This is a genomic window from Enterobacter cloacae complex sp. P24RS, assembly GCF_014982165.1.
GTDB lineage: Bacteria > Pseudomonadota > Gammaproteobacteria > Enterobacterales > Enterobacteriaceae > Enterobacter > Enterobacter quasihormaechei.
Map to the genome: position 1 here is coordinate 144,277 of NZ_JADCKU010000003.1, position 24,689 is coordinate 168,965.

22 protein-coding genes and 1 tRNA gene are annotated in these 24,689 nt (G+C 57.2%); 10 read left to right on the top strand and 13 right to left on the bottom strand.

Annotation, left to right across the window (positions count from 1 at the left end; translation table 11 throughout):
* Positions 1-41: 41 nt before the first annotated feature.
* A complete protein-coding gene (locus INF58_RS03310; RefSeq protein WP_006178455.1) occupies positions 42-368 on the bottom strand; it encodes a YggL family protein in 327 nt (108 codons plus the stop codon).
* Entirely contained in the window at positions 368-1,087 is a 720-nt protein-coding gene (gene trmB, locus INF58_RS03315) for a tRNA (guanosine(46)-N7)-methyltransferase TrmB (protein WP_063867823.1), read from the bottom strand. Before trmB ends, INF58_RS03310 begins: the two co-directional genes overlap by 1 nt.
* Positions 1,088-1,231: 144 nt before the next feature.
* Here trmB and mutY point away from each other — a divergent pair, with 144 nt between their 5' ends.
* The 4 genes from mutY (at position 1,232) to INF58_RS03335 (ending at position 5,259) form a co-directional block, all read left to right on the top strand.
* The gene (mutY, locus tag INF58_RS03320; RefSeq protein ID WP_193526994.1) at positions 1,232-2,284 is read left to right on the top strand and encodes an A/G-specific adenine glycosylase; all 1,053 of its coding nucleotides are present in this window, start codon (positions 1,232-1,234) and stop codon (positions 2,282-2,284) included.
* Positions 2,285-2,310: 26 nt separating this feature from the next.
* Positions 2,311-2,583 carry an oxidative damage protection protein gene (locus INF58_RS03325; RefSeq protein ID WP_003862425.1) on the top strand — a complete coding sequence of 91 codons (273 nt, stop codon included), beginning with the start codon at positions 2,311-2,313 and terminating at the stop codon, positions 2,581-2,583.
* A 124-nt stretch (positions 2,584-2,707) separates the two neighbouring features.
* Positions 2,708-3,784, top strand: coding sequence for a membrane-bound lytic murein transglycosylase MltC (gene mltC / locus INF58_RS03330; RefSeq protein WP_193527098.1), 1,077 nt, complete (start codon positions 2,708-2,710; stop codon positions 3,782-3,784).
* 218 nt (positions 3,785-4,002) lie between these two features.
* Entirely contained in the window at positions 4,003-5,259 is a 1,257-nt protein-coding gene (locus INF58_RS03335) for a nucleoside permease (RefSeq protein ID WP_193526995.1), read from the top strand.
* 79 nt (positions 5,260-5,338) lie between these two features.
* On the opposite strand, the gene citG is transcribed toward INF58_RS03335, so the two are convergent.
* Genes citG through INF58_RS03375 form a run of 8 tightly spaced genes read right to left on the bottom strand, consistent with a single transcriptional unit; the run spans position 5,339 to position 12,650 of the window.
* Positions 5,339-6,142, bottom strand: coding sequence for a triphosphoribosyl-dephospho-CoA synthase CitG (citG, locus tag INF58_RS03340; RefSeq protein WP_193526996.1), 804 nt, complete (start codon positions 6,140-6,142; stop codon positions 5,339-5,341).
* Positions 6,120-6,659, bottom strand: coding sequence for a citrate lyase holo-[acyl-carrier protein] synthase (citX, locus tag INF58_RS03345; RefSeq protein WP_193526997.1), 540 nt, complete (start codon positions 6,657-6,659; stop codon positions 6,120-6,122). Before citX ends, citG begins: the two co-directional genes overlap by 23 nt.
* Positions 6,660-6,661: 2 nt before the next feature.
* Positions 6,662-8,179 (bottom strand): citrate lyase subunit alpha, encoded by a 1,518-nt coding sequence (citF, locus tag INF58_RS03350; protein WP_193526998.1) that lies wholly within the window; start codon positions 8,177-8,179, stop codon positions 6,662-6,664.
* A gap of 10 nt (positions 8,180-8,189) precedes the next feature.
* Positions 8,190-9,065 (bottom strand): citrate (pro-3S)-lyase subunit beta, encoded by an 876-nt coding sequence (gene citE / locus INF58_RS03355; protein WP_112791624.1) that lies wholly within the window; start codon positions 9,063-9,065, stop codon positions 8,190-8,192.
* Positions 9,062-9,355 (bottom strand): citrate lyase acyl carrier protein, encoded by a 294-nt coding sequence (citD, locus tag INF58_RS03360; RefSeq protein ID WP_107533737.1) that lies wholly within the window; start codon positions 9,353-9,355, stop codon positions 9,062-9,064. Before citD ends, citE begins: the two co-directional genes overlap by 4 nt.
* Positions 9,356-9,371: 16 nt before the next feature.
* Entirely contained in the window at positions 9,372-10,394 is a 1,023-nt protein-coding gene (citC, locus tag INF58_RS03365; protein ID WP_112791622.1) for a [citrate (pro-3S)-lyase] ligase, read from the bottom strand.
* A gap of 13 nt (positions 10,395-10,407) precedes the next feature.
* Entirely contained in the window at positions 10,408-11,271 is an 864-nt protein-coding gene (locus INF58_RS03370) for a fumarylacetoacetate hydrolase family protein (RefSeq protein WP_015571851.1), read from the bottom strand.
* A gap of 17 nt (positions 11,272-11,288) precedes the next feature.
* Complete coding sequence (locus INF58_RS03375) at positions 11,289-12,650, bottom strand: 2-hydroxycarboxylate transporter family protein (protein ID WP_022649371.1); 1,362 nt, start codon at positions 12,648-12,650, stop codon at positions 11,289-11,291.
* Between the two features lie 345 nt (positions 12,651-12,995).
* Here INF58_RS03375 and INF58_RS03380 point away from each other — a divergent pair, with 345 nt between their 5' ends.
* Together INF58_RS03380 and INF58_RS03385 are read left to right on the top strand one after the other, a co-directional pair.
* Positions 12,996-14,633: a sensor histidine kinase gene (locus tag INF58_RS03380; RefSeq protein WP_193526999.1), complete on the top strand. Its 1,638-nt coding sequence runs from the start codon at positions 12,996-12,998 to the stop codon at positions 14,631-14,633.
* Complete coding sequence (locus INF58_RS03385; protein ID WP_193527000.1) at positions 14,623-15,315, top strand: response regulator; 693 nt, start codon at positions 14,623-14,625, stop codon at positions 15,313-15,315. The genes INF58_RS03380 and INF58_RS03385 overlap by 11 nt, the downstream gene beginning before the upstream one ends.
* A gap of 52 nt (positions 15,316-15,367) precedes the next feature.
* Here the strand turns inward: INF58_RS03385 and INF58_RS03390 are convergent, their stop codons facing one another.
* Positions 15,368-17,506, bottom strand: a complete 2,139-nt coding sequence (locus INF58_RS03390) for an ornithine decarboxylase (protein WP_193527001.1) — start codon at positions 17,504-17,506, stop codon at positions 15,368-15,370.
* A 181-nt stretch (positions 17,507-17,687) separates the two neighbouring features.
* Between INF58_RS03390 and INF58_RS03395 the strand changes: the two genes are divergently transcribed.
* Both INF58_RS03395 and INF58_RS03400 read left to right on the top strand, forming a co-directional pair.
* On the top strand, positions 17,688-18,401 hold the full coding sequence (locus INF58_RS03395) for a DUF554 domain-containing protein (RefSeq protein WP_064909939.1): 714 nt from the start codon (positions 17,688-17,690) through the stop codon (positions 18,399-18,401).
* A 95-nt stretch (positions 18,402-18,496) separates the two neighbouring features.
* Positions 18,497-18,572: transfer RNA gene (locus tag INF58_RS03400), tRNA-Phe, on the top strand.
* A 76-nt stretch (positions 18,573-18,648) separates the two neighbouring features.
* Here INF58_RS03400 and INF58_RS03405 read toward each other — a convergent pair.
* Both INF58_RS03405 and INF58_RS03410 read right to left on the bottom strand, forming a co-directional pair.
* Positions 18,649-20,433, bottom strand: a complete 1,785-nt coding sequence (locus INF58_RS03405; RefSeq protein ID WP_193527002.1) for a hybrid sensor histidine kinase/response regulator — start codon at positions 20,431-20,433, stop codon at positions 18,649-18,651.
* Positions 20,430-21,062, bottom strand: a complete 633-nt coding sequence (locus INF58_RS03410) for a response regulator transcription factor (RefSeq protein WP_112793091.1) — start codon at positions 21,060-21,062, stop codon at positions 20,430-20,432. The genes INF58_RS03405 and INF58_RS03410 overlap by 4 nt, the downstream gene beginning before the upstream one ends.
* 175 nt (positions 21,063-21,237) lie before the next feature.
* Between INF58_RS03410 and INF58_RS03415 the strand changes: the two genes are divergently transcribed.
* Together INF58_RS03415 and INF58_RS03420 are read left to right on the top strand one after the other, a co-directional pair.
* The gene (locus INF58_RS03415; protein WP_063451200.1) at positions 21,238-21,552 is read left to right on the top strand and encodes a lipoprotein; all 315 of its coding nucleotides are present in this window, start codon (positions 21,238-21,240) and stop codon (positions 21,550-21,552) included.
* A gap of 116 nt (positions 21,553-21,668) precedes the next feature.
* Positions 21,669-24,686: an autotransporter outer membrane beta-barrel domain-containing protein gene (locus tag INF58_RS03420; RefSeq protein WP_193527003.1), complete on the top strand. Its 3,018-nt coding sequence runs from the start codon at positions 21,669-21,671 to the stop codon at positions 24,684-24,686.
* The last annotated feature ends 3 nt before the right edge of the window (positions 24,687-24,689 follow it).

Here is a 24,689-nt window from a genome sequence, read left to right on the forward strand (position 1 = left end):
GACAAAATGGGCCAGCTAATGCTGGCCCCGTACCTGCTTTATTAGTCCCACCAAACGTCGAAAAGTTCGCTCACGCGGACATCTTCCATCTTGTGGTCTTCAAGCCATTTGCGTACCAGCGCCTGATGTTCTTCGGTGCATTTACCCACTTCCTGGGTGCAGATCAGACCTTCCCACGCCAGATAGCCGCTACCGTCGAAGGCCAGCTTGTTTGGCTCGATGACCTCGTTGATGAACGCATCAACGTCCTGATCGATCTGCTCAACGCTGGTGCCTTCCGGGAAACGCCAGGCAACGGAGAAGCCCACTTCCTGGAATTCTTCGATGTGCATCTTTTTACGCAGACGACGGCTACGATTCTTTGCCATTATTTCACCCTCTCGAACATTAAGTCCCATACGCCGTGACCAAGACGATGGCCACGCTGTTCAAATTTTGTCACCGGACGTGAATCCGGACGCGGTACGTAGTCGTTGCTCTCGGACTGGTTTTTATACCCGTCCAGCGACGACATCACTTCCAGCATGTGTTCCGCATAAGGTTCCCAGTCGGTCGCCATGTGGAAAACGCCGCCCAGCTTGAGCTTACTTTTCACCAGCTCGGCAAACGGTGCCTGAACGATACGGCGTTTATTATGACGCGCTTTGTGCCACGGGTCAGGGAAAAAGAGCTGAACCATGTTCAAAGAATTGTCAGGAATCATTTTGTGCAGCACTTCCACCGCGTCGTGACACATCACGCGCAGATTCTCAACGCCCTCTTCGTGGGCCGTTGCCAGGCACGCGCCGACGCCCGGCGAGTGTACTTCAATGCCGAGGAAATTCTGCTCCGGGCGCGCTTTCGCCATAGTGACCAGCGAGGTGCCCATACCAAACCCGATCTCCAGCGTGACGGGCGCGTCGCGGCCAAACAGCTCGATAAAGTCGAGCGGCTGCTCGCTGAACTCAACGCCCATCACCGGCCAGTAGTTGTCCAGCGCGTGTTGCTGCCCTTTTGTCAGGCGGCCCTGACGGCGGACAAAGCTGCGAATACGGCGCAGCGGGCGACCGTTTTCATCAAATTCCGGTGAAATGACGTCGTTTTTCATAAAAGAGTTGTCTGCTTGTGAGAGTGTTCGGGAAACGGGCATTATCCAAAGTTAAGGCTTCTATGCAAGCATGGGAAAGATCCGGTTTACAGCAGATTGACGCTGTGCTGCAATCTGCGTCCCTGATTATGCGAATCGATGACCATGCAAGCCTCTCAATTTTCAGCCCAGGTGCTGGACTGGTACGACAAATACGGGCGTAAAACCCTGCCCTGGCAAATTGAAAAAACGCCCTACAAAGTATGGCTCTCCGAGGTGATGTTGCAACAAACGCAGGTCGCCACGGTGATCCCTTACTTCGAGCGTTTTATGGCGCGCTTCCCGACGGTCACCGACCTTGCAAACGCGCCGCTGGACGAAGTGCTGCACCTGTGGACCGGGCTGGGCTATTACGCCCGCGCGCGCAACCTGCACAAGGCCGCGCAGCAGGTCGCCACGCGCCACAACGGTAAATTCCCGGAAACCTTCGACGAGGTGGCGGACTTACCCGGCGTCGGGCGTTCTACCGCAGGCGCGATCCTCTCCCTTTCATTAGGCAAGCATTTCCCGATCCTCGACGGCAACGTGAAGCGCGTGCTCGCACGCTGCTACGCCGTTGACGGCTGGCCGGGTAAGAAAGACGTTGAAAAACGCCTGTGGGAGATCGCTGAAGCGGTCACCCCGGCGAAGGGCGTAGAGCGTTTTAACCAGGCGATGATGGATCTCGGCGCGATGGTCTGCACGCGCTCAAAACCGAAGTGCGAACTCTGCCCGGTGAACAACCTCTGCGTGGCGTATGCCAACCAGTCATGGGCGCAGTATCCGGGTAAGAAACCCAAACAGACGCTGCCGGAGCGCACCGGCTATATGCTGCTGATGCAGCGCGGCGACGACGTCTTCCTCGCCCAGCGCCCGCCGAGCGGCCTGTGGGGTGGTCTATACTGCTTCCCACAGTTTGAAGATGAAGCCTCGCTTCGGGAATGGCTTGAACAGCGTGGCATTGCGGCAGATACCCTGACGCAGCTGAACGCGTTCCGCCATACCTTCAGCCATTTCCATCTGGATATTGTGCCTATGTGGCTTCCCGTGTCCTCGTTCACCTCCTGCATGGATGAAGGCACCGCTCTCTGGTATAACTTAGCGCAACCGCCATCAGTCGGGCTGGCGGCTCCCGTGGAGCGCCTGTTACAGCAATTACGTGTCGGTGCAATGGTTTAGCATCGGCAACACAAAGAGGAATGAGTATGGCCAGAACCATTTTTTGTACTTTCCTACAGCGCGACGCTGAAGGCCAGGATTTCCAGCTCTACCCGGGCGACCTGGGTAAGCGCATCTATAACGAGATCTCCAAAGAAGCCTGGGGACAGTGGCAGAAAAAACAGACCATGCTGATCAACGAGAAAAAGCTCAGCATGATGAACCCGGAGCACCGCAAGCTGCTGGAGCAGGAGATGGTGAACTTCCTGTTCGAGGGCAAAGACGTACACATCGAAGGCTATACGCCACCGGAAAAATAATACTCTGCGGCTGTTGCCCGGCGGCGCTTTGCTTGCACGGGCCTACGGTTTTGTAGGCCGGGTAAGCGCAGCGCCACCCGGCGAAAGCAACGACTAAGCAAACACAACACGCACTCCCGGAATGATGAAAAAACTTTTAGCGCTAGCACTTGTTGCGCCGTTGCTTGTGTCTTGTTCTTCCAAAAAGGGCGATAGCTATAACGAAGCCTGGGTTAAGGACACCAACGGTTTTGACATTTTGATGGGGCAGTTTGCCCACAACATCGAAAATATATGGGGATTTAACGAAGTCCTGATTGCCGGACCGAAGGACTACGTTAAGTACACCGACGCCTATCAGACCCGTAGCCACATCAACTTCGATGACGGTACGATTACGGTTGAAACCATCGCGGGGACTGAACCTGCGGCGCATTTACGTCAGGCCATCATCAAGACCCTGCTGATGGGCGACGATCCGAGATCTATCGATCTCTATTCTGATGCCGATGACATTACCATCTCCAAAGAGCCGTTCCTGTATGGCCAGGTCGTAGACCAGACCGGTCAGCCGATCCGCTGGGAAGGCCGCGCCACCAAATTCGCCGACTACCTGCTGCAAACCCGCCTGAAAAGCCGCACCAACGGCCTGAAGGTGATTTACAGCGTGACCATTAACCTGGTGCCGAACCACCTCGACAAGCGTGCGCATAAGTATCTGGGCATGGTGCGTCAGGCGTCGCGTAAGTATGGCGTGGACGAGTCGCTGATCCTGGCGATTATGCAGACCGAATCCTCGTTCAACCCGTACGCGGTGAGCCGTTCCGACGCGCTGGGGCTGATGCAGGTTGTGCAGCACAGCGCTGGTAAAGACGTGTTCCGCTCGCAGGGGAAATCCGGCACGCCGAGCCGCAGCTACCTGTTCGATCCGCAAAGCAACATTGATACCGGCACGGCCTATCTGGCGATGCTGAACAATGTCTATCTCGGCGGAATTGATAACCCAACGTCACGTCGCTATGCGGTGATCACCGCCTACAACGGCGGGGCGGGCAGCGTGCTGCGCGTCTTCTCGAACGACAAGGTGCAGGCTGCGAATATCATCAACAGCATGGCGCCGGGGGACGTGTACGCTACTCTCACCACCCGCCACCCGTCTGCGGAATCCCGCCGGTACCTGTATAAGGTGAATACGGCGCAGAAAAACTATCGTCGTCGATAATCAACACACCTTCTCCTGTAAGGAGAAGGTGTTCTGCTTCTCTCCATCCATACGAAAATGCTATTTGCATCACAATCCAGACTGCAAATTAATGTGGATTGCATTTTTTTGCGGGAGGTAACAAAACATAACCTCGCCTGCTGATAGAATTGCATCAAATAACAACCCTGAATGTTCCTATAACAACATATCTCCCGCTCACTTGTGAGGAAAGTAACATGAACCTTAAGCTGCAGCTTAAAATCTTGTCGTTTCTGCAGTTCTGCCTGTGGGGTAGCTGGCTGACTACACTCGGCTCCTATATGTTTGTGACGCTCAAGTTTGATGGTGCGTCAATCGGTGCCGTCTACAGCTCGCTGGGTATTGCGGCTGTTTTCATGCCAACGCTGCTCGGTATCGTGGCGGATAAATGGTTAAGTGCGAAATGGCTGTATATGCTTTGCCATCTGGTGGGTGCGGGGACGCTGTTTATGGCGGCCGAAGTGACCACGCCGGGGGCGATGTTTATGGTGATCCTGCTTAACTCGCTGGCGTATATGCCAACGCTTGGGCTGATCAACTCCATCTCCTACTACCGCCTGAAATCTGCCGGTCTGGATATCGTCACCGACTTCCCGCCAATCCGTATCTGGGGCACCATCGGCTTTATCATGGCGATGTGGGGCGTGAGCTTCGCGGGCTTCGAGCTGAGCCACATGCAGCTGTATATTGGTGCTGCGCTCTCCGTACTGCTGGCGCTGTTCACCCTGACGCTGCCAACCATTCCGGTGTCTAACCAGCAGAAAAACCAGAGCTGGAGCACCATGCTTGGCCTGGACGCCTTCGCCCTGTTCAAAAACAAGCGCATGGCGATCTTCTTTATCTTCTCCATGCTGCTGGGCGCGGAGCTGCAAATCACCAACATGTTCGGTAACACCTTCCTGCACAGCTTCGATAATGATCCGCTGTTTGCCGGGAGCTTTATCGTTGAGCACGCGTCGGTGATGATGTCTATCTCGCAGATCTCCGAGACGCTGTTCATCCTGACCATCCCGTTCTTCCTGAGCCGCTACGGCATCAAAAACGTCATGCTGATCAGCATCGCCGCGTGGATGCTGCGCTTCGGCCTGTTCGCCTACGGCGACCCGAGCGCGTTCGGCACCGTACTGCTGGTGCTGTCGATGATTGTTTACGGCTGCGCCTTCGACTTCTTCAACATTTCCGGTTCGGTGTTTGTGGAAAAAGAGGTGAAGCCTGAAATCCGCGCCAGCGCGCAGGGCATGTTCCTGATGATGACCAACGGCTTCGGCTGTATTCTGGGCGGCGTGGTGAGCGGTAAAGTGGTTGAGATGTACACCACCAACGGCATTACCGACTGGCAGCCGGTGTGGCTGATCTTCGCGGCGTATTCGCTGGTGCTGTTCTTCGCGTTCCTCGCGCTGTTCCAGTACAAGCACGTTCGCGAACCGCACGGTGCGCAGCCGATCGCGCATTAATTGTTGTGCCCGGTGGCGCTTCGCTTACCGGGCCTACAAAACCAGACCGTAGGCCGGGTAAGGCGTAGCCGCCCCCCGGCTATTTTATGGCAGACAGCACCCACCCCACCGACAGCAAATCCGCGCTGCCGCCCGGACTCAGGTTTCGTTCAATAAACGCCCTATCCATCCTCAGCAACGCATCGCGATCCCAGCCGTTCGCCAGCAGTTCCCGCGCGTAACGTTGTACGTAGCGCAGCCCCTCCATACCGCCGCGCGACACCAGATTGCTGTCCTGGTTGATGGCCATCAGGCGTAACAACAGGTCATGAAGGGAATTCCCCTTCCACTGCTTCAGCGCGTTACGCACCGTGCTGAAGCCGCTTTCTGCCTCGCCGCGCGCGCCGGTGAGACCGTACAGCTGAAACTGCCGCTCGCCCGCCGTTGCCTGCCCGCTGCGCCCAACGAGCTCACGCGCCACCAGCCCACGACAAATGTTACTTACCTCACAACAGAGGCTGCCGGCGGAGACATTTTTCACACGCCCGGCAGCGAAGCAGAGCAAACCGAGGGCAAAAATCCCGCCCTTGTGCGTGTTTACCCCGTCCGTCGCGGCGTACATCGCCTGTTCGCAGGCCATCCCCATCGGGCGGATAATCCGCAGCTGCTGAGCGGCTGGCTTGTCCGCATGTGCCTCGCCCAGCTCCGCAAAACGGGCAAACCACGGCGTAATCGCCGTAATGCTGCGGACAAACAGGGCATGATCCATATCGCGGTGGGAACCGCTATTGAGCGTGTCCACAAGCCCAGGCTTGGGCGTCAGCTCCAGCTCCTGCCACAGCGCCGCTTCGGCAAGCGCGGGCACATCAATCGGGCGCGGTTTAGTCGCGAGCAAACCAGTCATCGATCGTCTTCTCCACGCGGGAAACTACCTGCTCAACGGGATGGCGACGCGAACGGGAGCAGGCATGCGCGGGCTCGTCGCAGATCAGGCAGCGCCTGAGGTTTGCCCCCAGCGACTGGCGCCCGACGTGGCCGTTCTGAGGACAGATTACATCCAGGTCCCACAGCCTGCCGAGCGGGTGCGTCTGCTCCAGCTCCGCGCAGTGCGCTTTGATTTCCGCCGCCGGATGGGCGACGCACCACAAGGCTTCCGGTCCGGTGGGCAGCCACAGCACCTGGCGGTCCAGCACCTGCCAGCGGTTCTCCCACAGCAGCTGGTCGCACATCTGGAGCGCCACGCCCATGGTGTTGCGATAGCGCAGGCTGTCTTTAATGTCCCCGGGCGTGACCAGCGTGAGGGAAATCACCGGTTGTTGATAGTGCGTGAGCATGTCGGCCTGGCGCGCCGCGCGGCGATCTTTCGCCACCAGCAGTTCGTCCAGGCTGACACCCGCCCGCACGGGTGTCGCAATCGTCATATTCACTCCTTCACCTGTCGCACGGTGTCGATCACGCTGCCGTCGCGGTAGCGGATGACGCCGACGATTTTGTCGGTAAATTCAATCGGTTTCGGTATCCCCGTCAGGGAAATCGCCCGCTCGTAGAGCGCATTGATATCCACAACCTTCAATCCTGCCGCCATCAGGCGCTCGCGGATCTCCGGGCGCGCCGGGTTGACCGCAATGCCGTGGTCGGTGACCAACACGTCGATGCTCTCGCCCGGCGTGAGGCGCGTGGTGACGCGCTTGACCACCGTCGGAATGCGGCTGCGCAGCAGCGGCGCGACGACGATGGTCAGGTTGGCTGCCGCCGCCACGTCGCAGTGCCCGCCGGAAGCGCCACGCATCACGCCGTCGGAGCCGGTGATGACGTTAACGTTAAAATCAACGTCAATTTCCAGCGCGCTGAGGATCACCACGTCGAGCTGATCGCAGCTTGCCGCCTTGCTGCCGGGGTTGGCGTAGACGTTGGTGGAGATCTCCACGTGGTTCGGATTGCGCGCCAGCGAAGCCGCCGCCTGGCCGTCAAAGCACTGGGTGTCGAGCAGCTTTTCGATAAGCCCCTTCTCGTGCAGATCCACCAGGCTGCCGGTGATGCCGCCGAGCGCAAAGCGGGCCTTCACGCCGCTGCGCTCCATCTTCTCTTCCATAAAACGGGTGCAGGCGGTGGCCGCCGCGCCGGAGCCGGTCTGCATCGAGAAGCCCGGTTTGAAATAGCCGGAGCGCTCAATCACGTCCGCCGCATAGCGGGCGATCATCAGCTCGCGCGGGTTGCTGGTGACGCGCGCCGCGCCGACGCTGATTTTCGCCGGGTCGCCCACGCTCTCCACCTGCACGACGTAGTCCACCTGGTCCTGCACCAGGCTGGCGGGCATATTTGGGAACGGCACCAGTTCTTCGGTTAGCAGCACCACCTTGCGGGCAAAGTGCGCGTCCACCATGGCGTAGCCCAGCGAACCGCAGCACGATTTTCCGTGCGTCCCGTTGGCGTTGCCAAACGCATCGCTGCACGGCACGCCGAGAAACGCCACATCGATGTTCAGCTCGCCGTCCTGGAGCAGCTTCACGCGCCCGCCGTGGGAGTGAATCTGTACCGGCTCGTCCATCAGCCCGTGGGAGATGGCGTCCGCCAGCCTGCCGCGCATGCCGGAGGTGTAAATCCGGGTAATCACGCCGCTTTCGATATGCTCGATCAGCGCGTCGTTGCAGGTCATTAGCGAGCTGGAGGCCAGGGTCAAATTTTTAAATCCCTTCCGCGCCAGCAGCGCCACAACGGTGTTGATCACCCGGTCGCCTTCGCGAAAGGCATGGTGGAAGGAGATGGTCATCCCGTCCTGCAAGCCGCTGCGCGCTACGGCTTCTTCGAGGGAGGCACAGAGCTTGCGGTTGTGCTTCACGTCCCTGTCCGCCAGCCAGGGCGTCGCGCTGTGAGCGGTATCAAAGGGTTTCAGGTCCCGCAGATGGGGGAAGTTCACGTGGAGAAGTTCTGTCTGATTCATTTTGTCATCCTTACCGACGCACGCCGGAAGCCGCTGCGCGCTCCAGCACCACCTGCGCGTGGTTAATAATCGGGGCGTCGACCATTTTGCCGTTGAGCGAGACCACGCCCAGGCCGTTACGCTCGCCCTCTTCTGCCGCTTCAATCACCCTTTTGGCGTGCTCCACCTCTTCCTGCGTCGGGGCGTAGGCGTTGTGCAGCAGGTCAATCTGGCGCGGGTTAATCAGCGATTTGCCGTTAAAGCCCATCTTGCGGATCAGGTCGACCTCGCGCAGGAACCCGGCTTCGTCGTTAACGTCTGACCACACCACGTCGAAGGCATCGATGCCCGCTGCGCGGGCGGCGTGCAGCACCGCGCAGCGGGCGTAGAACAGCTCGGTGCCGTCGCCGCGCTCGGTCTGCATGTCCATTACGTAGTCAAAGGCCGCCAGCGCAATGCCGATCAGACGCGGCGAGCTGCGGGCAATCGCCACGGCATTGATGACGCCAATAGCCGATTCAATCGCTGCCATCACGCGGGTAGAACCCACCTCGCGCCCGCACTCCTGCTCGATACGCTCAAGGTGGCCTTCCAGCTCGTAGATGTCATCCGGCGTGTCGGTTTTCGGCAGGCGGATCACGTCCACGCCCGCATGCACGGCGGCCTCCAGATCCAGCAGGCCAAACGGCGTGCTCAGCGGGTTTATGCGCACCACGGTTTCGATATCCTGATACATCGGATGCTGCAACGCGTGGAACACCAGCATGCGTGCGGTATCTTTCTCGCGCAGGGCCACTGCATCTTCAAGATCGAACATGATGGCGTCTGGCCGGTAGATAAACGCGGTGGAGAGCATGGCGGCGTTGGCGCCCGGCAGGAACAGCATACTGCGGCGGAGTTTGCTCATTTCAGCGCCTCCCAGTTGATGGCCTGTTCATCGGCAGCACGCAGAAGCGCGCTTTGCAGGCGGGCGCGGATTGCACAGTCCAGCGCCCCTTTGTCTTCAATAATGATTAATCCCTGATGCACGTTCATGGCGCGCAGCGTGTCGTCGACCACCTGGCGAATGTGCTCGCCAAACTGCTTAATCACTTCACTGTGGATGACAATCTCCAGCTCGCCGTGAGCGGGGGCGATTTTCACCATCAGGTCGCTGGACTCCTGCGTTCCGGCCAGCGCCTCCCTTACAATATTCATGATAAATTCCTGATAGTTATGCGACTTCCGCACTCGCGCGATAATGCGCTTCGAGATGCGCGAAGGTGGAGTCCGGGACAATCTCCCGGATCCGGGTAAACTGCTGTGTCTTGAGTAAACGGCGCACTTCGGACGCCGAAATGGCGTTGCCGGTGGCCTTGATGCGCGGCATCTCCACCACCTCAATGTGCGAGGCCAGCAGATCGTGCAGCGTCTGGTTGTACTGGCGGGTGATATCGCAGAACGGCTCCGAGCCGATAAAGCGGTGCGTGATGCCGAGCGCCGGGGCGATAAAGTCGCGGAAGATCAGCACGTCGATCTCGCTCCACGCCTGCTGCACTTTGCCGGTCTCTTTGAGAAAGTAGGCCGGAAACGTGGCGCGCGAGATGATGTACTGCGAGCCTTCATGCACCACCACGTTCGGCAGATGCGCCACGCCCGCGCGCACCATCTCAAGGCGCGCGCTGAACGGGAAGAACGAGGCGTCTTCACGCACCACAAACAGATGCAGGGCATCGCACTGCGCCGCCGCCTGCTCCACCAGATGGCGGTGGCCGAGGGTGAACGGATTGGCGTTCATCACAATCGCGCCAGTTTTCTCCCCGCCCTTTCGCATCCGGCTTAAGGTACGGCAGTAGCGCGCGATCCCCTGCGGGGTGTTCTCCATCAGCACCGCGTTGTTCCCGCTTTGGGCAATCGGCCAGAAGCCGCTGCGGCCAAAGCGCTCCTTATTGCATGGACGGGTGCAGAGGAAGAGGTGAAAATGGCCGCGCTCCAGCGCCGCATTCTCCACCTCTGCCAGCAGCCGCGCGCTGAGGTTTTCCCCACGAAGCTGCTCGTTGACCGCCACGCACTTGATGACGTTGGCAGCCAGCCCTGCGCAACCCACCAGCTGCGCGCCGGACCAGGCTTCAACAAACAGCGTGATGTCGTTGTCCAGGCCAAGGCCGCTGTCTGCCAGCAGGTAGCGGATCTGGCTTAAGCGTTCCGGGTGTTTCGCCACAACGGTATGGCGAAAATCAATGGGTTGCGATTGCATGCTGCCGCCTCACTCAGTGTGCCGCCGCAAGCCCGACGGCTGGCGCTTCCACGATCACGTTGCTCAGATGACCGATATGCTCGATCTCCACCTCAATGCGATCCCCCTCCTTCATAAACAGCGGCGGGTTGCGCTTTTTACCCACGCCGCCCGGGGAGCCGGTGATGATCACGTCGCCCGGGCTAAGGCGGGTGAAGGTGCTGATGTATTCGATGAGCTCCGCGACCTTGTGGATCATGCTGCTGGTGTTGTCCTCCTGCACCATGCGGCCGTTAAGCCACGTGCGGATCGCCAGGCTGTGCGGGTCCGGGATCTCATCCGCCGTCGCCATCCAGGGGCCAAACGCGCCGGTCTGACGCCAGTTTTTACCGGCGGTGAACCAGGTGTGCTGCCAGTCGCGGGCGGAGCCGTCCATGTAGCAGCTGTAGCCCGCCACGTGGCGCAGGGCGTCATCGCGGCTGATGTTCTCCCCACCCTTACCGATGATCACCGCCAGCTCGCCTTCGTAATCGAATTCGCTGGAGTGGCGCGGCTTCAGCACCGGCTCGTTGTGCCCGGTCTGTGAATCCGGGAAGCGGACAAACAGCGTCGGGGCCGGGTTGTGCTGGTCAAACTCCTTGCGCTTGTCGGCGTAGTTCATGCCCACGCAGAGGATTTTTTCCGGCTGCACGATCACCGGCAAGAAGGTGATGGCGTTCAGCGGCACGTCCACCGCGTCGTTCAGAAAACGGGTGGCCTGCGCCAGACCGTTCCCCTGCAACAGCGCTTTAAGGTCGCCGTAGCGGTCGCCCAGGCGGCGGCCTAAATCAATCACGCCCTCGGCCTGAACGATGCCGTAGCTGCGTTTTCCCTGGTATAAAAAGCTTGCGAGTTTCATTGTTTTTTCCTGAATACTTAGACGAGGAAGTTGCCCAGAATCAGCAGTGAGACAGAGACGTTAATCGCGCCGCCGATACGGGTAGCAATCTGGGCGAAGGGCATCAGGCTCATGCGGTTGCCTGCGGTCAGGATCGCCACGTCGCCGGTACCGCCCTGTCCGCTCTGGCAGCAGGAGACGATGGCGACATCAATCGGGTGCATACCGATTTTTTTGCCGACGAAGAATCCGGTCGCCACCAGCGCAGACACGGTGCTGATAATCACCAGCAGGTTGCTGACGGTGAACGCCGCGACCAGCTCGTGCCACGGGGTAATTGCCACGCCAACGGCGAACAGGATTGGATAGGTCACGGAGGTCTGGAAGAATTTGTACACCACCTGGGAACCCTCCAGCAGACGCGGAGAGGCGCCGTTGCAGAGCTTCACCAGCACCGCCATAAACAGCATGCCAACGGGCGCAGGCAGGCCAATCAGCTTGTGGCCGAGCATGCCCAGCATGTACAGCAGCACCGCCAGCAGCGCGCCGGAGGCGATAGTGGTCACGTCCGCTTTACCGGAGAACGCAGGCTGAGAGACGGTGGCATCCGCATTCGCGCGGTTAGGCATCAGCTGGCCTTCGCCGGTCAGGTGCGGGTAGCGTTTCCCGAGCTGGTTGAGGCAGCCGGAAATAATGATCGCCGTCAGGCCGCCGAGCATCACCATCGGCAGCACGCGGCCAAGCGCCACGCCCTGGTCCATGTGCAGCAGGGTGGCATAGCCGATGGAGAGCGGGATCGCCCCTTCCCCGACGCCGCCCGCCATGATCGGCAGAATGATAAAGAAGAAGATCTGGAACGGCTCAAGGCCCAGCGCCAGTCCCACGCCCATGCCAACAATCATGCCGACGATTTCACCGCACAGCATCGGGAAGAAGATGCGCAGGAAGCCCTGGATCAGCACGGTGCGGTTCATGCTCATGATGCTGCCGACGATAATGCAGCAGATATAGAGGTAGAGAATGTTGGTGGATTTGTAGAATTTGGTCGTGGATTCTACCACCACGTCCGGCAGCAGACCGTAGTAGACCAGCGCGGAAGGGATAAAGGTGGCGCAAATCGCCGCCGCGCCGAGCTTGCCGACAATCGGCAGGCGTTTGCCGAACTCACCGCAGGCAAAGCCGAAGAAGGCCAGCGTGGCCACCATCACCACGATGTCGCTCGGCAGCTTTCCGCCCAGACAATCAATCGCAATCAGCGCGCCCGCCAGAACGAACAGCGGCAAAGGAATAATGCCGATTTTCCAGGTATCCATAATATGCCACCAGCGCTCCTTGAGGGATGGCCGCTGAATATCAATCGGGTCGTGGGTAACAGAGAATGAATCGTCAGTTGTGCTCATAATAAGCCCCTTAGTTATTTTGTGCGTTCAGCTTAGAGTCACAAAGGCTTACTTTATGTGAGGGATGACATATTAAAGGCGAAGTTTTAATGGCCGCTATGGTTTTAATGGTTTCTATTATTTAATGTGATTTATGCCTTATTTATTACCGTGGTTTTTATGGTTTCTTTTCCTAACCGAACATAGAAATAACATTTATTCAGTTAGCATCCAGAGAATGAGACTTTCGGAAAAATCTTTTACAGAACGTGCTGTGCAAGGGATCACAAGTTTTCGGCAAAGCGGGCATCCTGGCGTTAAAAGATGATATATTCAGCCAACCTGTTGATACCTTGCGTGATAGTTATGAAAGTATCGTTTCAGATCAAGCTGTTTATTTCGCTGGTCGCCTTTTTCTCAGTGCTGTTCGCATTACTGGGCGGATATTATTATGTCGACGTCGGCAGGCAGCTTTATCAGGAAATGAGCGCGCGCGCAAAAATACAGGCTGAAGAGATAGCGCTTATTCCCACTCTGCGAAAAGAAGTCGAACAAAAGGATATCCAGAGCATCCATGACTTTATGCAGAAAATAGCCGCCCACAGCGACGCCAGTTTTATTGTGATTGGTGACAATAAAGGGCTGCATCTTTTTCACTCCGTGTTTGCTGACCGGGTGGGCAAAACGCTGGTTGGCGGGGACAACGACGAGGTATTACACGGCAAAAGCACCATTACCATCCGCAAGGGCGGGTTAGGTATTTCGCTACGCAGCAAAGCCCCTATTTTTAATGATGCCGGGCAGGTGGTGGGGATTGTTTCGGTGGGCTATCTCACAAGCTATCTGGACACCATCACCGTCAACAAGGTAGTCAATATCCTGATTGCCGCCGTGCTGCTGCTTATCGCCCTGTTTATTTTCTCCTGGTTCTTCACCCGCAGCATCAAGAAGCAGATATTCTCTCTGGAACCACGCGAAATCGGCCTGCTGGTGCGTCAGCAAAAGGCAATGATGGAATCCATTTATGAAGGGGTGATTGCCATCGATGACGACCTGCGCATTGAAGTGATCAATCAGGCGGCGCGTAAATTATTAGGCTTACGTCAGCCCGCCCGCGAACTGCGCGGTCAACACATTAGCCAGGTGATCGCACCCGTCCCGTTTTTTAACGCGCAGACCATGCTTGCGAAAGACACTCACGATGAGATCTGTCGCTTTAACGATCTCACGGTCATTGCCAGCCGGGTGCGGATCATGCTGGAAGATGCGTTGCAGGGCTGGGTGATCACCTTTCGCGATCGCAACGAGATCGACTCGCTCAGCGCCCAGCTTAGCCAGGTGAAGCGCTACGTTGATAACCTGCGCATCATGCGCCACGAACAGCTGAACCGCATGACCACGCTGTCCGGCCTGCTGCATATGGGCCGTTATGACGAGGCGATCCGCTACATACAGGCGCAGTCGGAACACGCTCAGGAGCTACTGGACTTTATCTCGTCCCGCTTTAGCTCCCCGACGCTGTGCGGTTTGCTGCTTGGAAAAGCCGCCCGCGCCCGTGAGAAAGGCGTTGAGCTGAGTTTCGATCCGGCCTGCCGGGTAGATAAACCGTTCCTGCCGCTGCACGAATCGGAACTTATCTCGATCATCGGGAACTTGCTGGATAACGCCATCGAAGCGACCCAGCGCGCCCCGCTCCCGCATGCGCCGGTAGACGTGCTGATAAAGCTGAACGAGCAGGAACTGATTATTGAAGTCGCCGACCAGGGCGTCGGCATCACACCGGCGATCCGCGACCGGATCTTTGAGCGCGGCATCACCACCAAAACGCGCGGCGATCATGGTATAGGCCTGTATCTGATTGAAAGCTACGTCACGCAGGCTGGCGGCGCAATTGAAGTTGCCGATAACACCCCACGCGGTGCCATTTTCTCACTGTTTATTCCCGCCACGGGAACGGCCCGGCACCCCGCACAGGAACTGGAAGATACCGACTATGCAACATGAACTTATCGACGTACTGATTGTTGAAGACGAGAACGAACTGGCGCAACTGCACGCAGAGCTTATCGGTAAACATCCGCGCCTGAGGCTGGTGGGGATTGCCGCGTCATTGGCCGACGCGCAGCGACAGCTGGAGAGCAAACAGCCGAAGCTGATGCTGCTGGATAACTACCTGCCGGACGGCAAAGGCATCACCCTTATCAGCAACCCGATGCTGGCCCGCGCCAACTGCTCGGTGATTTTCATCACCGCCGCCAGCGATATGGACACCTGTAGCCAGGCCATTCGTAACGGCGCGTTCGACTACATCCTCAAGCCGGTATCCTGGAAGCGCCTGAGCCAGTCGCTGGAGCGTTTTGTGCAGTTTGCCGAGCAGCAGCGCGTCTGGAAGATTGTTGACCAGCAGAACGTGGATTCGCTCTATCAGCTACAGGCGAAAAATTATCGTCTGGACAACGGCAGCAAAGGGATAGAGGAGAACACGCTGGCGCGGGTGCAAACGCTGTTCAACAGCAAGGCGGCGCACTGCTTTACGGTGGATGAGGTGGTGAGCGAGACGGGCCTGAGTAAAACCACCACCCGACGCTATCTGGAACACTGCGTGGAGGTGGGTTTTCTGACGGTGGAGATGCTGTACGGGAAGATTGGGCATCCGAGAAGGATGTACCGCCGCGCAGAAGTCTGACGCAGTATTGTAGCAACTCGCCGGGTGGCGCTAACGCTTACCCGGCCTACGTTCAAACATTCAATACGAACCCATAAAGTCGCTTTATCCCGTCCGCATCCTTCTCGCTGTACACGCCCTGCAACTCCGGCGAGAAGCCAGGCAGCATATTAATGCCCTCCTCCAGCGCCAGGAAGTAGCGCTGTACCGCCCCGCCCCAGACTTCGCCCGGCACCACGCACAGCACGCCCGGCGGATATGGCAGCGCGCCTTCGGCGGCAATGCGCCCTTCAGCGTCACGAATACGCACCAGCTCTACGTTCCCGCGAATGTACTCCTGGTTGGCATCCTGCGGGTTCATCACTACGGCGGGCAGGCTCTCCTGGCGGAACATCGCCTTCTGGAGATCCTTCACGTTAAAGCTGACGTAGAGATCGTGCATCTCCTGGCACAACTGACGGATCGTGTAGTCGCGGTAACGCACCGGGTATTTCTGATAGATGGTCGGCAGCACATCCGCGAGCGGCGTGTCGTCTTCAATATGCTGTTCGAACTGCCCCAGCATCGCCACCAGCTGCATTAACTTCTCCTCGCTCTCCGCTGGCGTCAGCAGGAACAGGATGGAGTTGAGGTCACACTTCTCCGGCACAATGCCGTTTTCGCGCAGGTAGTGGGCGAGAATGGTCGCCGGAATGCCGAAATCGGTATAGTGACCTGTTTCCGCATCAATGCCCGGCGTGGTCAGCAGCAGCTTGCACGGATCGACGAAATACTGCTCGCGAGCATAGCCTTCAAAACCGTGCCATTTTGCACCCGGCTCGAAGCTAAAGAAGCGACGCTCGCTGGCGATGACCTGCGTGGGGTGATCCTGCCACGGCCGCCCCGCCACCACTGGCGGGATAAACGGCTTGATCATATGGCAGTTGGCGATGATGGCCTTGCGCGCCTCAATGCCCAGCTCGACGCACTCCGCCCACAGCCTGCGCCCGCTCTCGCCCTCGTGAATTTTGGCGTTCACGTCCAGCGCCGCAAACAGCGGATAAAACGGGCTGGTGGAGGCGTGCAGCATAAACGCGTTGTTCAGCCGCTTGTGCGGGCAGAAGCGCGCCTGACCGCGGATGTGGTTATCCTTTTTATGGATCTGCGACGTTTGCGAGAACCCGGCCTGCTGCTTGTGTACCGACTGGGTCACAAAAATTCCCGGATCGTTCTCGTTCAGCTCCAGCAGAAGCGGAGACGTTTCTGCCATCATCGGGATAAACTGCTCGTAGCCCACCCAGGCGGAGTCAAACAGAATGTAGTCACACAGGTGGCCGATCTTGTCGATCACCTGACGGGCGTTGTAGATCGTGCCGTCGTAGGTACCGAGCTGAATGATCGCCAGGCGGAACGGGCGGGCCTCGTTGGCCTTTTCCGGCGCCGCCTCGCGGATCAGGTCCCGCAGATACGCGTCATCAAAGCAGTGTTCATCGATTCCGCCGATAAAACCAAACGGATTACGCGCGGCCTCAAGATACACCGGCGTGGCGCCCGCCTGGATCAGCGCCCCGTGATGGTTGGATTTATGGTTATTACGATCGAACAGCACCAGATCGCCACGGGTCAGCAGCGCATTGGTCACCACTTTATTGGCAGCCGACGTGCCGTTCAGCACGAAGTAGGTTTTATCCGCGTTGAACACCTTCGCCGCGAACTTTTGCGCGTGCTTGGCAGAACCCTCGTGGATCAGCAAATCCCCGAGCTTCACGTCGGCATTGCACATATCGGCGCGAAACACGTTTTCACCGAAGAAGTCGTAGAACTGGCGCCCGGCGGGATGTTTTTTGAAAAACGCGCCGTGCTGATGACCAGGACAGGCAAAGGTGCTGTTCCCCATTGCGACATACTGGCTCAGGGTGTCAAAAAAAGGTGGCAGCAGGTTCTCTTCATACCGACAGGCGGCGGATTCCAGTTCCAGGAACTCCTGCGCTTTACCCGAGATAATCGCCGTGACGCCATCAGGCACCTCTCCTGGCTCATGCGAGAACATAAACACCGGTAGCTGAAAGCCCGTACGCTTCAGCAACGCGAGAATGCCACTGTAGCTTTCAACCACCGTAATGACGACTGCCGCCACATCAGTGAAATCGGTGTTAACCAGCGTCACCTTTTCACGGTGCGTAGAAACTTTGGATACCAGCTCACGGCTGACGGCAATTTTCATGGTTTTCATAAGCGCAAATACCCTCACCGAACGGTGAGACAGGAAGGAGAAAATTCGCGCAATCATGTCACCTTTTATTTTCAGGCGCAAGAAGGAATCAGTATGCATTACGCCTCCCAAAGCTAACCATAATCAGGGCTGGACGTGCCATAATCATGCAATGCCAGTGCTTAAATAACAGGAGTTAAACGTGGTAATTGGACCCTTTATCAATGCGGGAGCTGTACTGCTGGGCGGTGTACTTGGGGCAGTATTGAGCCAGCGGTTGCCGGAGCGTATTCGCGTCTCCATGCCCTCCATTTTTGGCCTGGCGTCGCTGGGGATTGGTATCCTTTTAGTGGTGAAGTGCGCCAACCTGCCGGTAATGGTGCTGGCAACCTTGCTCGGCGCGCTGATTGGCGAATTTTGCTATCTGGAAAGAGGCATAAATAGCGCGGTAGGCAAAGCTAAAAACCTGATTGCCCGACCGGGCAAGGCGAAGCACGGCACGCACGAGTCGTTTATTCAAAACTACGTTGCGATCGTTATTCTGTTCTGTGCCAGCGGTACGGGGATTTTCGGTTCGATGCAGGAAGGAATGACCGGCGATCCCAGCATCCTGATTGCGAAAGCGTTCCTGGATTTCTTCACCGCCACTATTTTTGCCACTACGCTCGGCATCGCCGTCGCCGCGATTTGCGTGCCAATGCTGCTGATTCAGCTGGCGCTGGCCACCTGCGCCACGCTGATCCTGCCGCTGACGACGCCCGCGATGATGGCAGACTTTACCGCCGTCGGCGGCCTGTTGCTGCTGGCGACAGGGCTGCGCATCTGTGGCATCAAAATGTTTGCAGTGGTGAACATGCTCCCTGCCCTGCTGCTCGCCATGCCGCTTTCCGCGCTCTGGACGCACTTTTTCGCTTAAGTTTGCGGCGAAATGGTGAGAGAGTGTGCAGTCTGCACCGAAAGCAATAAATTTCGTTGACGTCGGAGGGCGGATCGGGTTTAATGCGCCCCGTTGCCCGGATAGCTCAGTCGGTAGAGCAGGGGATTGAAAATCCCCGTGTCCTTGGTTCGATTCCGAGTCCGGGCACCAAATTCATATTAACGGACCTCCACGGAGGTCCGTTTTTGCATTCTAAGCCCGCCAGAATCAACCCTTCTGCATTCCCTTAACGACATCCTGACCACTGCGTAAGCAGCGCATGCAGCTTAGCCGGCTCAAGAGGCTTGCGGAGTACAAGGTACCCTTCCTGCTCTGCCTCCAGCAGTACCGGTGAATTAAATTCGCCGCTGACTATCGCGCCGCTCATATCCGGCAGGCGTTCAAAAAGCGCTTTCAGGATGTCAAAGCCGCTTTCGCCGGATCGCAGGCGCTGGTCGCACAGCACGGCGAACGGCGTAAAGCCATCGTCGATGATGGCAAACGCTTCTTCAGCGGAGGCCGCACAGCGTACGTTGATTCCCCAGACGCTCATCAGGCTCTCCCAGGCAGACGTCACCAGCGGATCGTCATCGACGACCAGGCAGGAACCGTGCAGCGGCGCATAGCGTACCGGCGTGGCGGTGTGGTCAGAGGCGGGCGGGATATCCGGCGCGATGTCTTCGCCAGCGTATTGGGTGAAGCGCATCCAGAAGCGTGAGCCTTTACCTTCAATGGATTGCATCCCGTATTTCACCTTCATCAGCTTGGCACAACGGGCAACGACGGCCAGCCCCAGCCCGTGCCCGGCGCTATCGATCTTCCATGCCAGCTCGGGGCGGTAGTAAGGTGAGAAGATTTTGCCTTTCTCATCATCGGCGATACCGACCCCCGTGTCCCACACCTCCACCATACACTCGTCACCGCGCGGTCGGATGGCGACCAGCACGCCGCCCTGGAGCGTGTAGCGAAGGGCATTTTGAATCAGGTTAATCAGGGACTGTCGCACCAGCAGCGGATCGCCCATCACGTAAATGCGGCGTTTAGGCCGCCGGGTGCCCAGCCTAAGCGCGCGGCTGTTGGCTTCTTCGCGAAACAGCGTGATGACCGAGTCGAGCAGAGCGCCGATATCCACTTTGCCGGGGGCAGAAAGTACATTCCCGGATTCTATTTTGCTGAGATCGAGCAGAGAATTGAGCATCAAATGTACCGAGCGAACGCTCTGCTGTAGGTCAAGAAGTTGCGGCGTCAGGCTGTCGTCCCGGTTTCGGTGGAGGATGGCTTCGATCAGAAAGCCCATAGCGTGAACAGGCTGGCGCAGATCGTGGCTGGCGGTTGTCAGAAACTGATTTTTATCCAGCAGCGCCTGCTCAGCGTCCTCTTTAGCCTGACGAAACTGTTCCGCCAGGCGCGAGCTTTTTTCCTCAAGCAGCGCTTGCTGAATAAAGAACGCATGTGACGTTAACGCATGGCGATAAATCGCGAAGCCGTAAAGCAGATTCAGCATGAGCACGATGAACATCAACTCATCGAGCCGCCAGATAATACCGAGGTTCAGCACCCCCCATGAGGCGAAGAAAAAGCGCGTAAAGGTGCTGATGACCGGCGTCAGATGCGTCGCATTGGCGGCGACGATAGCGGCGATGCTGATATTCAGTAACAGGAAAAAGTCAAAGTTCTGCGTCTGTGGCGTAATTAAATAGAGTGATGAAATGCCCAGCCCGTGAATAAAGGCAATATTATTAATACGCGGAAGCCAGCGTCGCAGGACGTCCCTTTCATCGTTTTCTTTCGCTTCGCGCTGATAGCGTCGGTGCAATATTCGTATCGCCAAGGCACATAGCAGATAAATGATTATCCAGATAATCGTTGGGCCGAGTTTGTCCCCAAGCATATAAATCCAGATGGCGAAAGGAATACCAACAAAGGGCACCGCGCTAAAGCTGAATACCAGCCGCAGAAACGTGTTGTTTAGCAAACGGATCTGCGCCGGAGCAGAGATACCCTCGTTTTGTAAGCTCTGGAAAAACCTCATTCCGACGGTTCCTGCTTGCCATGCAAAAGCGTGATGGCTTCGACCCGACTGTTAACGCCTATCTTTTTCAAAATATTGCTGATGTGTTCTTTGACCGTGGGTTCAGAAATTGAAAGCTGGGCGGCGATGCGTTTATTTGGCAGACCGCGCATAATCATATTTAATACGTCAATTTGTCGCGGCGTTAAGTTAAATTTACTTAACCGCTCATTATTCGACTTAACGGAAATTTCGTTACCCTCAGGAAACCAGGTCAGATTATCAGTGAGGGCAAAAACGGCCCGTGAGAACATTTCTGGCGGCTCGCTTTTCAATACAAATCCGTGCCCCCCGGCGGCATGAACTTTCCGCCAGATATCATTATTGTCATCCCCGCTGACCACCAGGAGTCTTACCTGGGGGTAAAGTTCTTTTACTTCTTTGAGTAATTTCAAGGCCGTACCGGACGAGAGCCAAAAATCGATTACCAGCAAACGTGGCGGGCCATGGTCCCTAATTTGACGGTAGCAATCATCCTCATTCGTCACCACATACGCCTGCTTAAATTGGCAATGTGTAATCAGAAAATTGGCGATGCCGCTTGCTACCAATGGATGGTCATCAACGACTAACGCATAATTCTGTCCCAAAGGATCCTCCTTTTACCTTCGCATATCTTAGAGTACGGATGAATTATTCTCTACCTACCCTACTTTAGGAGGGTTTTTTCGATTAGGAAAGAGAAATATATTATTCGCTGGTTTGGGTAAAAGAAAACATAAATACAATCAGCAAAATTAACTGATTGGATATCAAGGATAATTTATGAAAAAGCCACTAATCGTTATAACCGTTACGTTGATGCTGGCGGGTTGTTCCACGTTGAAAACCGATCAGGCTATTCCACTTCTACAGGCAGAGACCGCTAAAATGCTGGGGCTGGGCTCATCAGATGAAATAACCGTGACCAACGTTAACGGCGCCCAGCCGGACGCACTGGGAGGACAAAAACTGACTTATCGCGCTACGACGGAAAAAGGGCGCATTTTTGATTGTTCATCAATGATGATGCCGGGAATTTTAGGATCCGCACCGACGCTGAGCGCGCCAACCTGTACACCTGTTGTCACACATAAATAATTAACGCCACATCAAAAGGCGTACATAAATAACGCCTTTTACATTATTCGACGTATCTGAGTTGTCATATAAAAACGATTTTCCTGACATCACGCTAATGAGTACGGAGATAGCCCGTGAATAACTCTACATCGCATTCTTTAGCGGTTAAGACGCCGCTTTCCAGACTTTACCTCGCTCTTTTTTCCGCACCGCTGCTACTGCTTTTACCTGTCGATGTCGCGCGTGCGGCTGATGCCATTTTTGATGGCGACTCGCGTATTACCGAAACGCTGGGTTACACCGGAGATGTTTATGTTGGACGTAACCAACGCGGAAACCTGCTGATCGATAACGGCAAAATCACCGCCTATAACATCAATATCGGTCGGCTGTTCGACGGCCAAATTTATGAAAGCGTGGTCACGGTCCGCGGGCCAAACGCTGAGCTTAATGCGGTGAACGATCGGTACGTCCTGCGCGGCGACCTGAATCTTGGCCTCGGCACCCTGCGGGTCGAAGAAGGCGCGCTGGCGAGCGCAAAGGAGATCGTTGTCGGCACCACCCGCGGTTACGACAGCCACCTTATCGCCACGGGCGCTGGCTCTCGTGTGACCAGTAATTTTCTTAGCGTAGGCACCGATCTGGGCGCACGTTCCACGCTGGCGATTGAGGACGGCGCGGCGCTCAGCACCGCCTACGATGCGCGCATCGGCAACGGTACCGGGCCGGGTGAAACCGACACGCTAAGCCCGAAAGCCACCGTCACGGGGAGCGGCTCACAGTGGAACGTTGGCCGTACGTTGACGCTTTATGGCGACCTGGACGTGCTGAACGGCGGTGCGGTTAACGTGGGCGGCGTGCAGGTAGCGGGCGTCTCCGGGGCAGGTAAAACGGCCGAGCTGGTTATTGCGGGCAAAGACTCGCGCTTTACCAGCGGCAGCAGCGTGAGCGTGGGCGATTATGGCAATGGCGTGCTGTCGGTGATTGACGGCGGTTCATTTTCAGCAGGCAGCAATGCGCTGATCGTGGGGACATCGGGTTCCGGCTCAAACCGGGGAGCGCTCATCATCGGCAGCCGCGGCAATATGGACACCGGCACGGGTTTAACTGAGCCAACGCTTGGCACGGCGGGCGGCGCAGGTTCCCTCGATGCGAAGACGGCAATCAGCCTGCGTGGCGGACTGTTCGGCAGCTATGTCTACTTCAACCATACCGACGCAAATTACGTCTTCAGCAACAAGATGAGCGGCGAAGGTGAGGTGATCAACACCTCCGGGCAGACGACCCTGAACGGCGATCTTTCCGGACTCAAGGCGAACGTAACCGCGCGGGGCGGTAAAGTCATCATTGCCAGCAATATTAACACCCAGCCAGAAGACGATATTTTTGATATTCAGACGCTTAGCGCGGAGAACGGCGGCACGCTGATCCTCAACGCGACGGCGGGTTCAGACGTCAGCAACGGGGCGGGTTACAGCAGCGCCGCGTCAATCAAGGCCGGCGGCACGCTGGGCGGCAACGGCACGCTGGGCCAGACCGAGATCTTGTCCGGGGGGCATATCTCGCCCGGTGACGGCACTATCGGTACGTTGACGCTGAAACGCTATCTGAACTTTATCGGCGAATCCTTCTATGACGTAGATATCGCGGGAGATGGCAGCAGCGACCAACTGCTGGTATCGGGCAAAACCACCATTAGCGATCAGGCTAAGGTACAGGTCACCGCGCTGGACCCGCAAACCAGCTATAAAACGGGCCAAAGCTACCGCATTTTAACCTCCGAGGGAGGGATTGACGGTGAGTTCGCCGGAGCGATTTCCAAATCCGCCTTCCTGGACGTGGCGCTCAAGCAAGGCACCAACGCCGTGGATCTGACCATCGCGCAGAAAGAGACCGGCGGCGAGAATCCTGGAGGCGAAAACCCGGGAGGTGAGAATCCGGGAGGAGAAAACCCCGGAGGCGAAAATCCGGGAGGTGAGAATCCAGGAGGGGAAAACCCTGGCGGTGAAAACCCGGGCAGCGGCAAGCCGGGGATTTTCCAGACCGTGGCCAAAAGCAGCAACCAGTGGAATACCGCCGGCGCGCTCTCCACGCTGACGCAAAGCGGCCCGTCGCTGGCGCTGTATAACTCGCTGCTGCTGCTCAGCGCACCGGAAGCGCGCGAGGCGTTCAACCAGCTGTCTGGCGAAGTTTATCCGTCAATGCAGTCCAACCTGATCGCCAGCAGCACGCAGGTTTTTAACGTGTTAAACCAGCGTATGCAGCGCGCGTTTGATAACGACAGCCTGCCGATACCACCGTTAGCAATGTCGCTGGTGCAGCAGCCGGAGCCGCAAAATAATGGCGTCTGGGGCCAGACCTTCAGCTCCTGGAGTAAAAACAGCGGCGACGATAACGTAGGCAAGCTGGACGGCAACACCACCGGCTTCCTGCTGGGGGCAGATCGCAAGCTGGCGGATCATAACGTGCGTGTCGGTGGCTATTTCGGCTACAGCCGGGGTGATTACGACGTCGACAGCCGTCGTTCCTCAGCGGATACCGACAACTACCATCTTGGCCTGTATGCGGCGGGTCAACAGGATGCGTTCTCCCTTCGCGGCGCGCTGGGTTACACCTGGCACAAGATTGAAGGCGAGCGCAATGTTGATTTCAGCGGCTTCTCGGATCGGCTGAAGTCGGATTACGACGCCAACTCGCTGCTGGCGTTCACCGAAGCGGGCTACCGTTTCGGCCAGCCTGATATGAATATTGAGCCGTTCGTCAATTTATCGTACATCCGGCTGCATACCGACAGCTTCAGGGAAGACGGCGGTGCCGCTGCGCTGAGCGTACGTAACGAAACGATGAACACCTTCTATTCCACACTCGGGGTACGCGGTGTTACCGAGCTGCCGAAAAACGTTAACCTCTACGGTTCGCTGGGCTGGCAGCACGCTTATGGCGATAAGAATACCTCTTCGCGCATGGCGTTTGCGGGCAGCGACGCGTTCATTACTCAGGGACAGGCCGTCGATGAGGACGTAATGGTGGGTGATATCGGCGTGAGCGTACAGCTGTCGCGTGCTGCGACGCTGGATGTGGGTTACCAGGGACAATATGGTGCGGATACCCGCGTCAACTCGGTTAACGCCAATCTGCGCTGGTCGTTCTGAATT

What these genes read in the sequence shown, in the direction of transcription:
- INF58_RS03380 (WP_193526999.1), top strand. Translation starts at nt 12,996, where the DNA reads ATGAAAGTATCGTTTCAGATCAAGCTGTTTATTTCGCTGGTCGCCTTT.
- INF58_RS03405 (WP_193527002.1), bottom strand. Translation starts at nt 20,433, where the DNA reads ATGAGGTTTTTCCAGAGCTTACAAAACGAGGGTATCTCTGCTCCGGCG.
- citC (WP_112791622.1), bottom strand. Translation starts at nt 10,394, where the DNA reads ATGCAATCGCAACCCATTGATTTTCGCCATACCGTTGTGGCGAAACAC.
- INF58_RS03335 (WP_193526995.1), top strand. Translation starts at nt 4,003, where the DNA reads ATGAACCTTAAGCTGCAGCTTAAAATCTTGTCGTTTCTGCAGTTCTGC.
- mltC (WP_193527098.1), top strand. Translation starts at nt 2,708, where the DNA reads ATGAAAAAACTTTTAGCGCTAGCACTTGTTGCGCCGTTGCTTGTGTCT.
- INF58_RS03385 (WP_193527000.1), top strand. Translation starts at nt 14,623, where the DNA reads ATGCAACATGAACTTATCGACGTACTGATTGTTGAAGACGAGAACGAA.
- citG (WP_193526996.1), bottom strand. Translation starts at nt 6,142, where the DNA reads ATGACTGGTTTGCTCGCGACTAAACCGCGCCCGATTGATGTGCCCGCG.
- INF58_RS03415 (WP_063451200.1), top strand. Translation starts at nt 21,238, where the DNA reads ATGAAAAAGCCACTAATCGTTATAACCGTTACGTTGATGCTGGCGGGT.
- INF58_RS03375 (WP_022649371.1), bottom strand. Translation starts at nt 12,650, where the DNA reads ATGAGCACAACTGACGATTCATTCTCTGTTACCCACGACCCGATTGAT.
- mutY (WP_193526994.1), top strand. Translation starts at nt 1,232, where the DNA reads ATGCAAGCCTCTCAATTTTCAGCCCAGGTGCTGGACTGGTACGACAAA.
- trmB (WP_063867823.1), bottom strand. Translation starts at nt 1,087, where the DNA reads ATGAAAAACGACGTCATTTCACCGGAATTTGATGAAAACGGTCGCCCG.
- INF58_RS03390 (WP_193527001.1), bottom strand. Translation starts at nt 17,506, where the DNA reads ATGAAAACCATGAAAATTGCCGTCAGCCGTGAGCTGGTATCCAAAGTT.
- INF58_RS03370 (WP_015571851.1), bottom strand. Translation starts at nt 11,271, where the DNA reads ATGAAACTCGCAAGCTTTTTATACCAGGGAAAACGCAGCTACGGCATC.
- citE (WP_112791624.1), bottom strand. Translation starts at nt 9,065, where the DNA reads ATGAGCAAACTCCGCCGCAGTATGCTGTTCCTGCCGGGCGCCAACGCC.
- citX (WP_193526997.1), bottom strand. Translation starts at nt 6,659, where the DNA reads ATGACGATTGCGACACCCGTGCGGGCGGGTGTCAGCCTGGACGAACTG.
- citF (WP_193526998.1), bottom strand. Translation starts at nt 8,179, where the DNA reads ATGAATCAGACAGAACTTCTCCACGTGAACTTCCCCCATCTGCGGGAC.
- INF58_RS03325 (WP_003862425.1), top strand. Translation starts at nt 2,311, where the DNA reads ATGGCCAGAACCATTTTTTGTACTTTCCTACAGCGCGACGCTGAAGGC.
- citD (WP_107533737.1), bottom strand. Translation starts at nt 9,355, where the DNA reads ATGAATATTGTAAGGGAGGCGCTGGCCGGAACGCAGGAGTCCAGCGAC.
- INF58_RS03310 (WP_006178455.1), bottom strand. Translation starts at nt 368, where the DNA reads ATGGCAAAGAATCGTAGCCGTCGTCTGCGTAAAAAGATGCACATCGAA.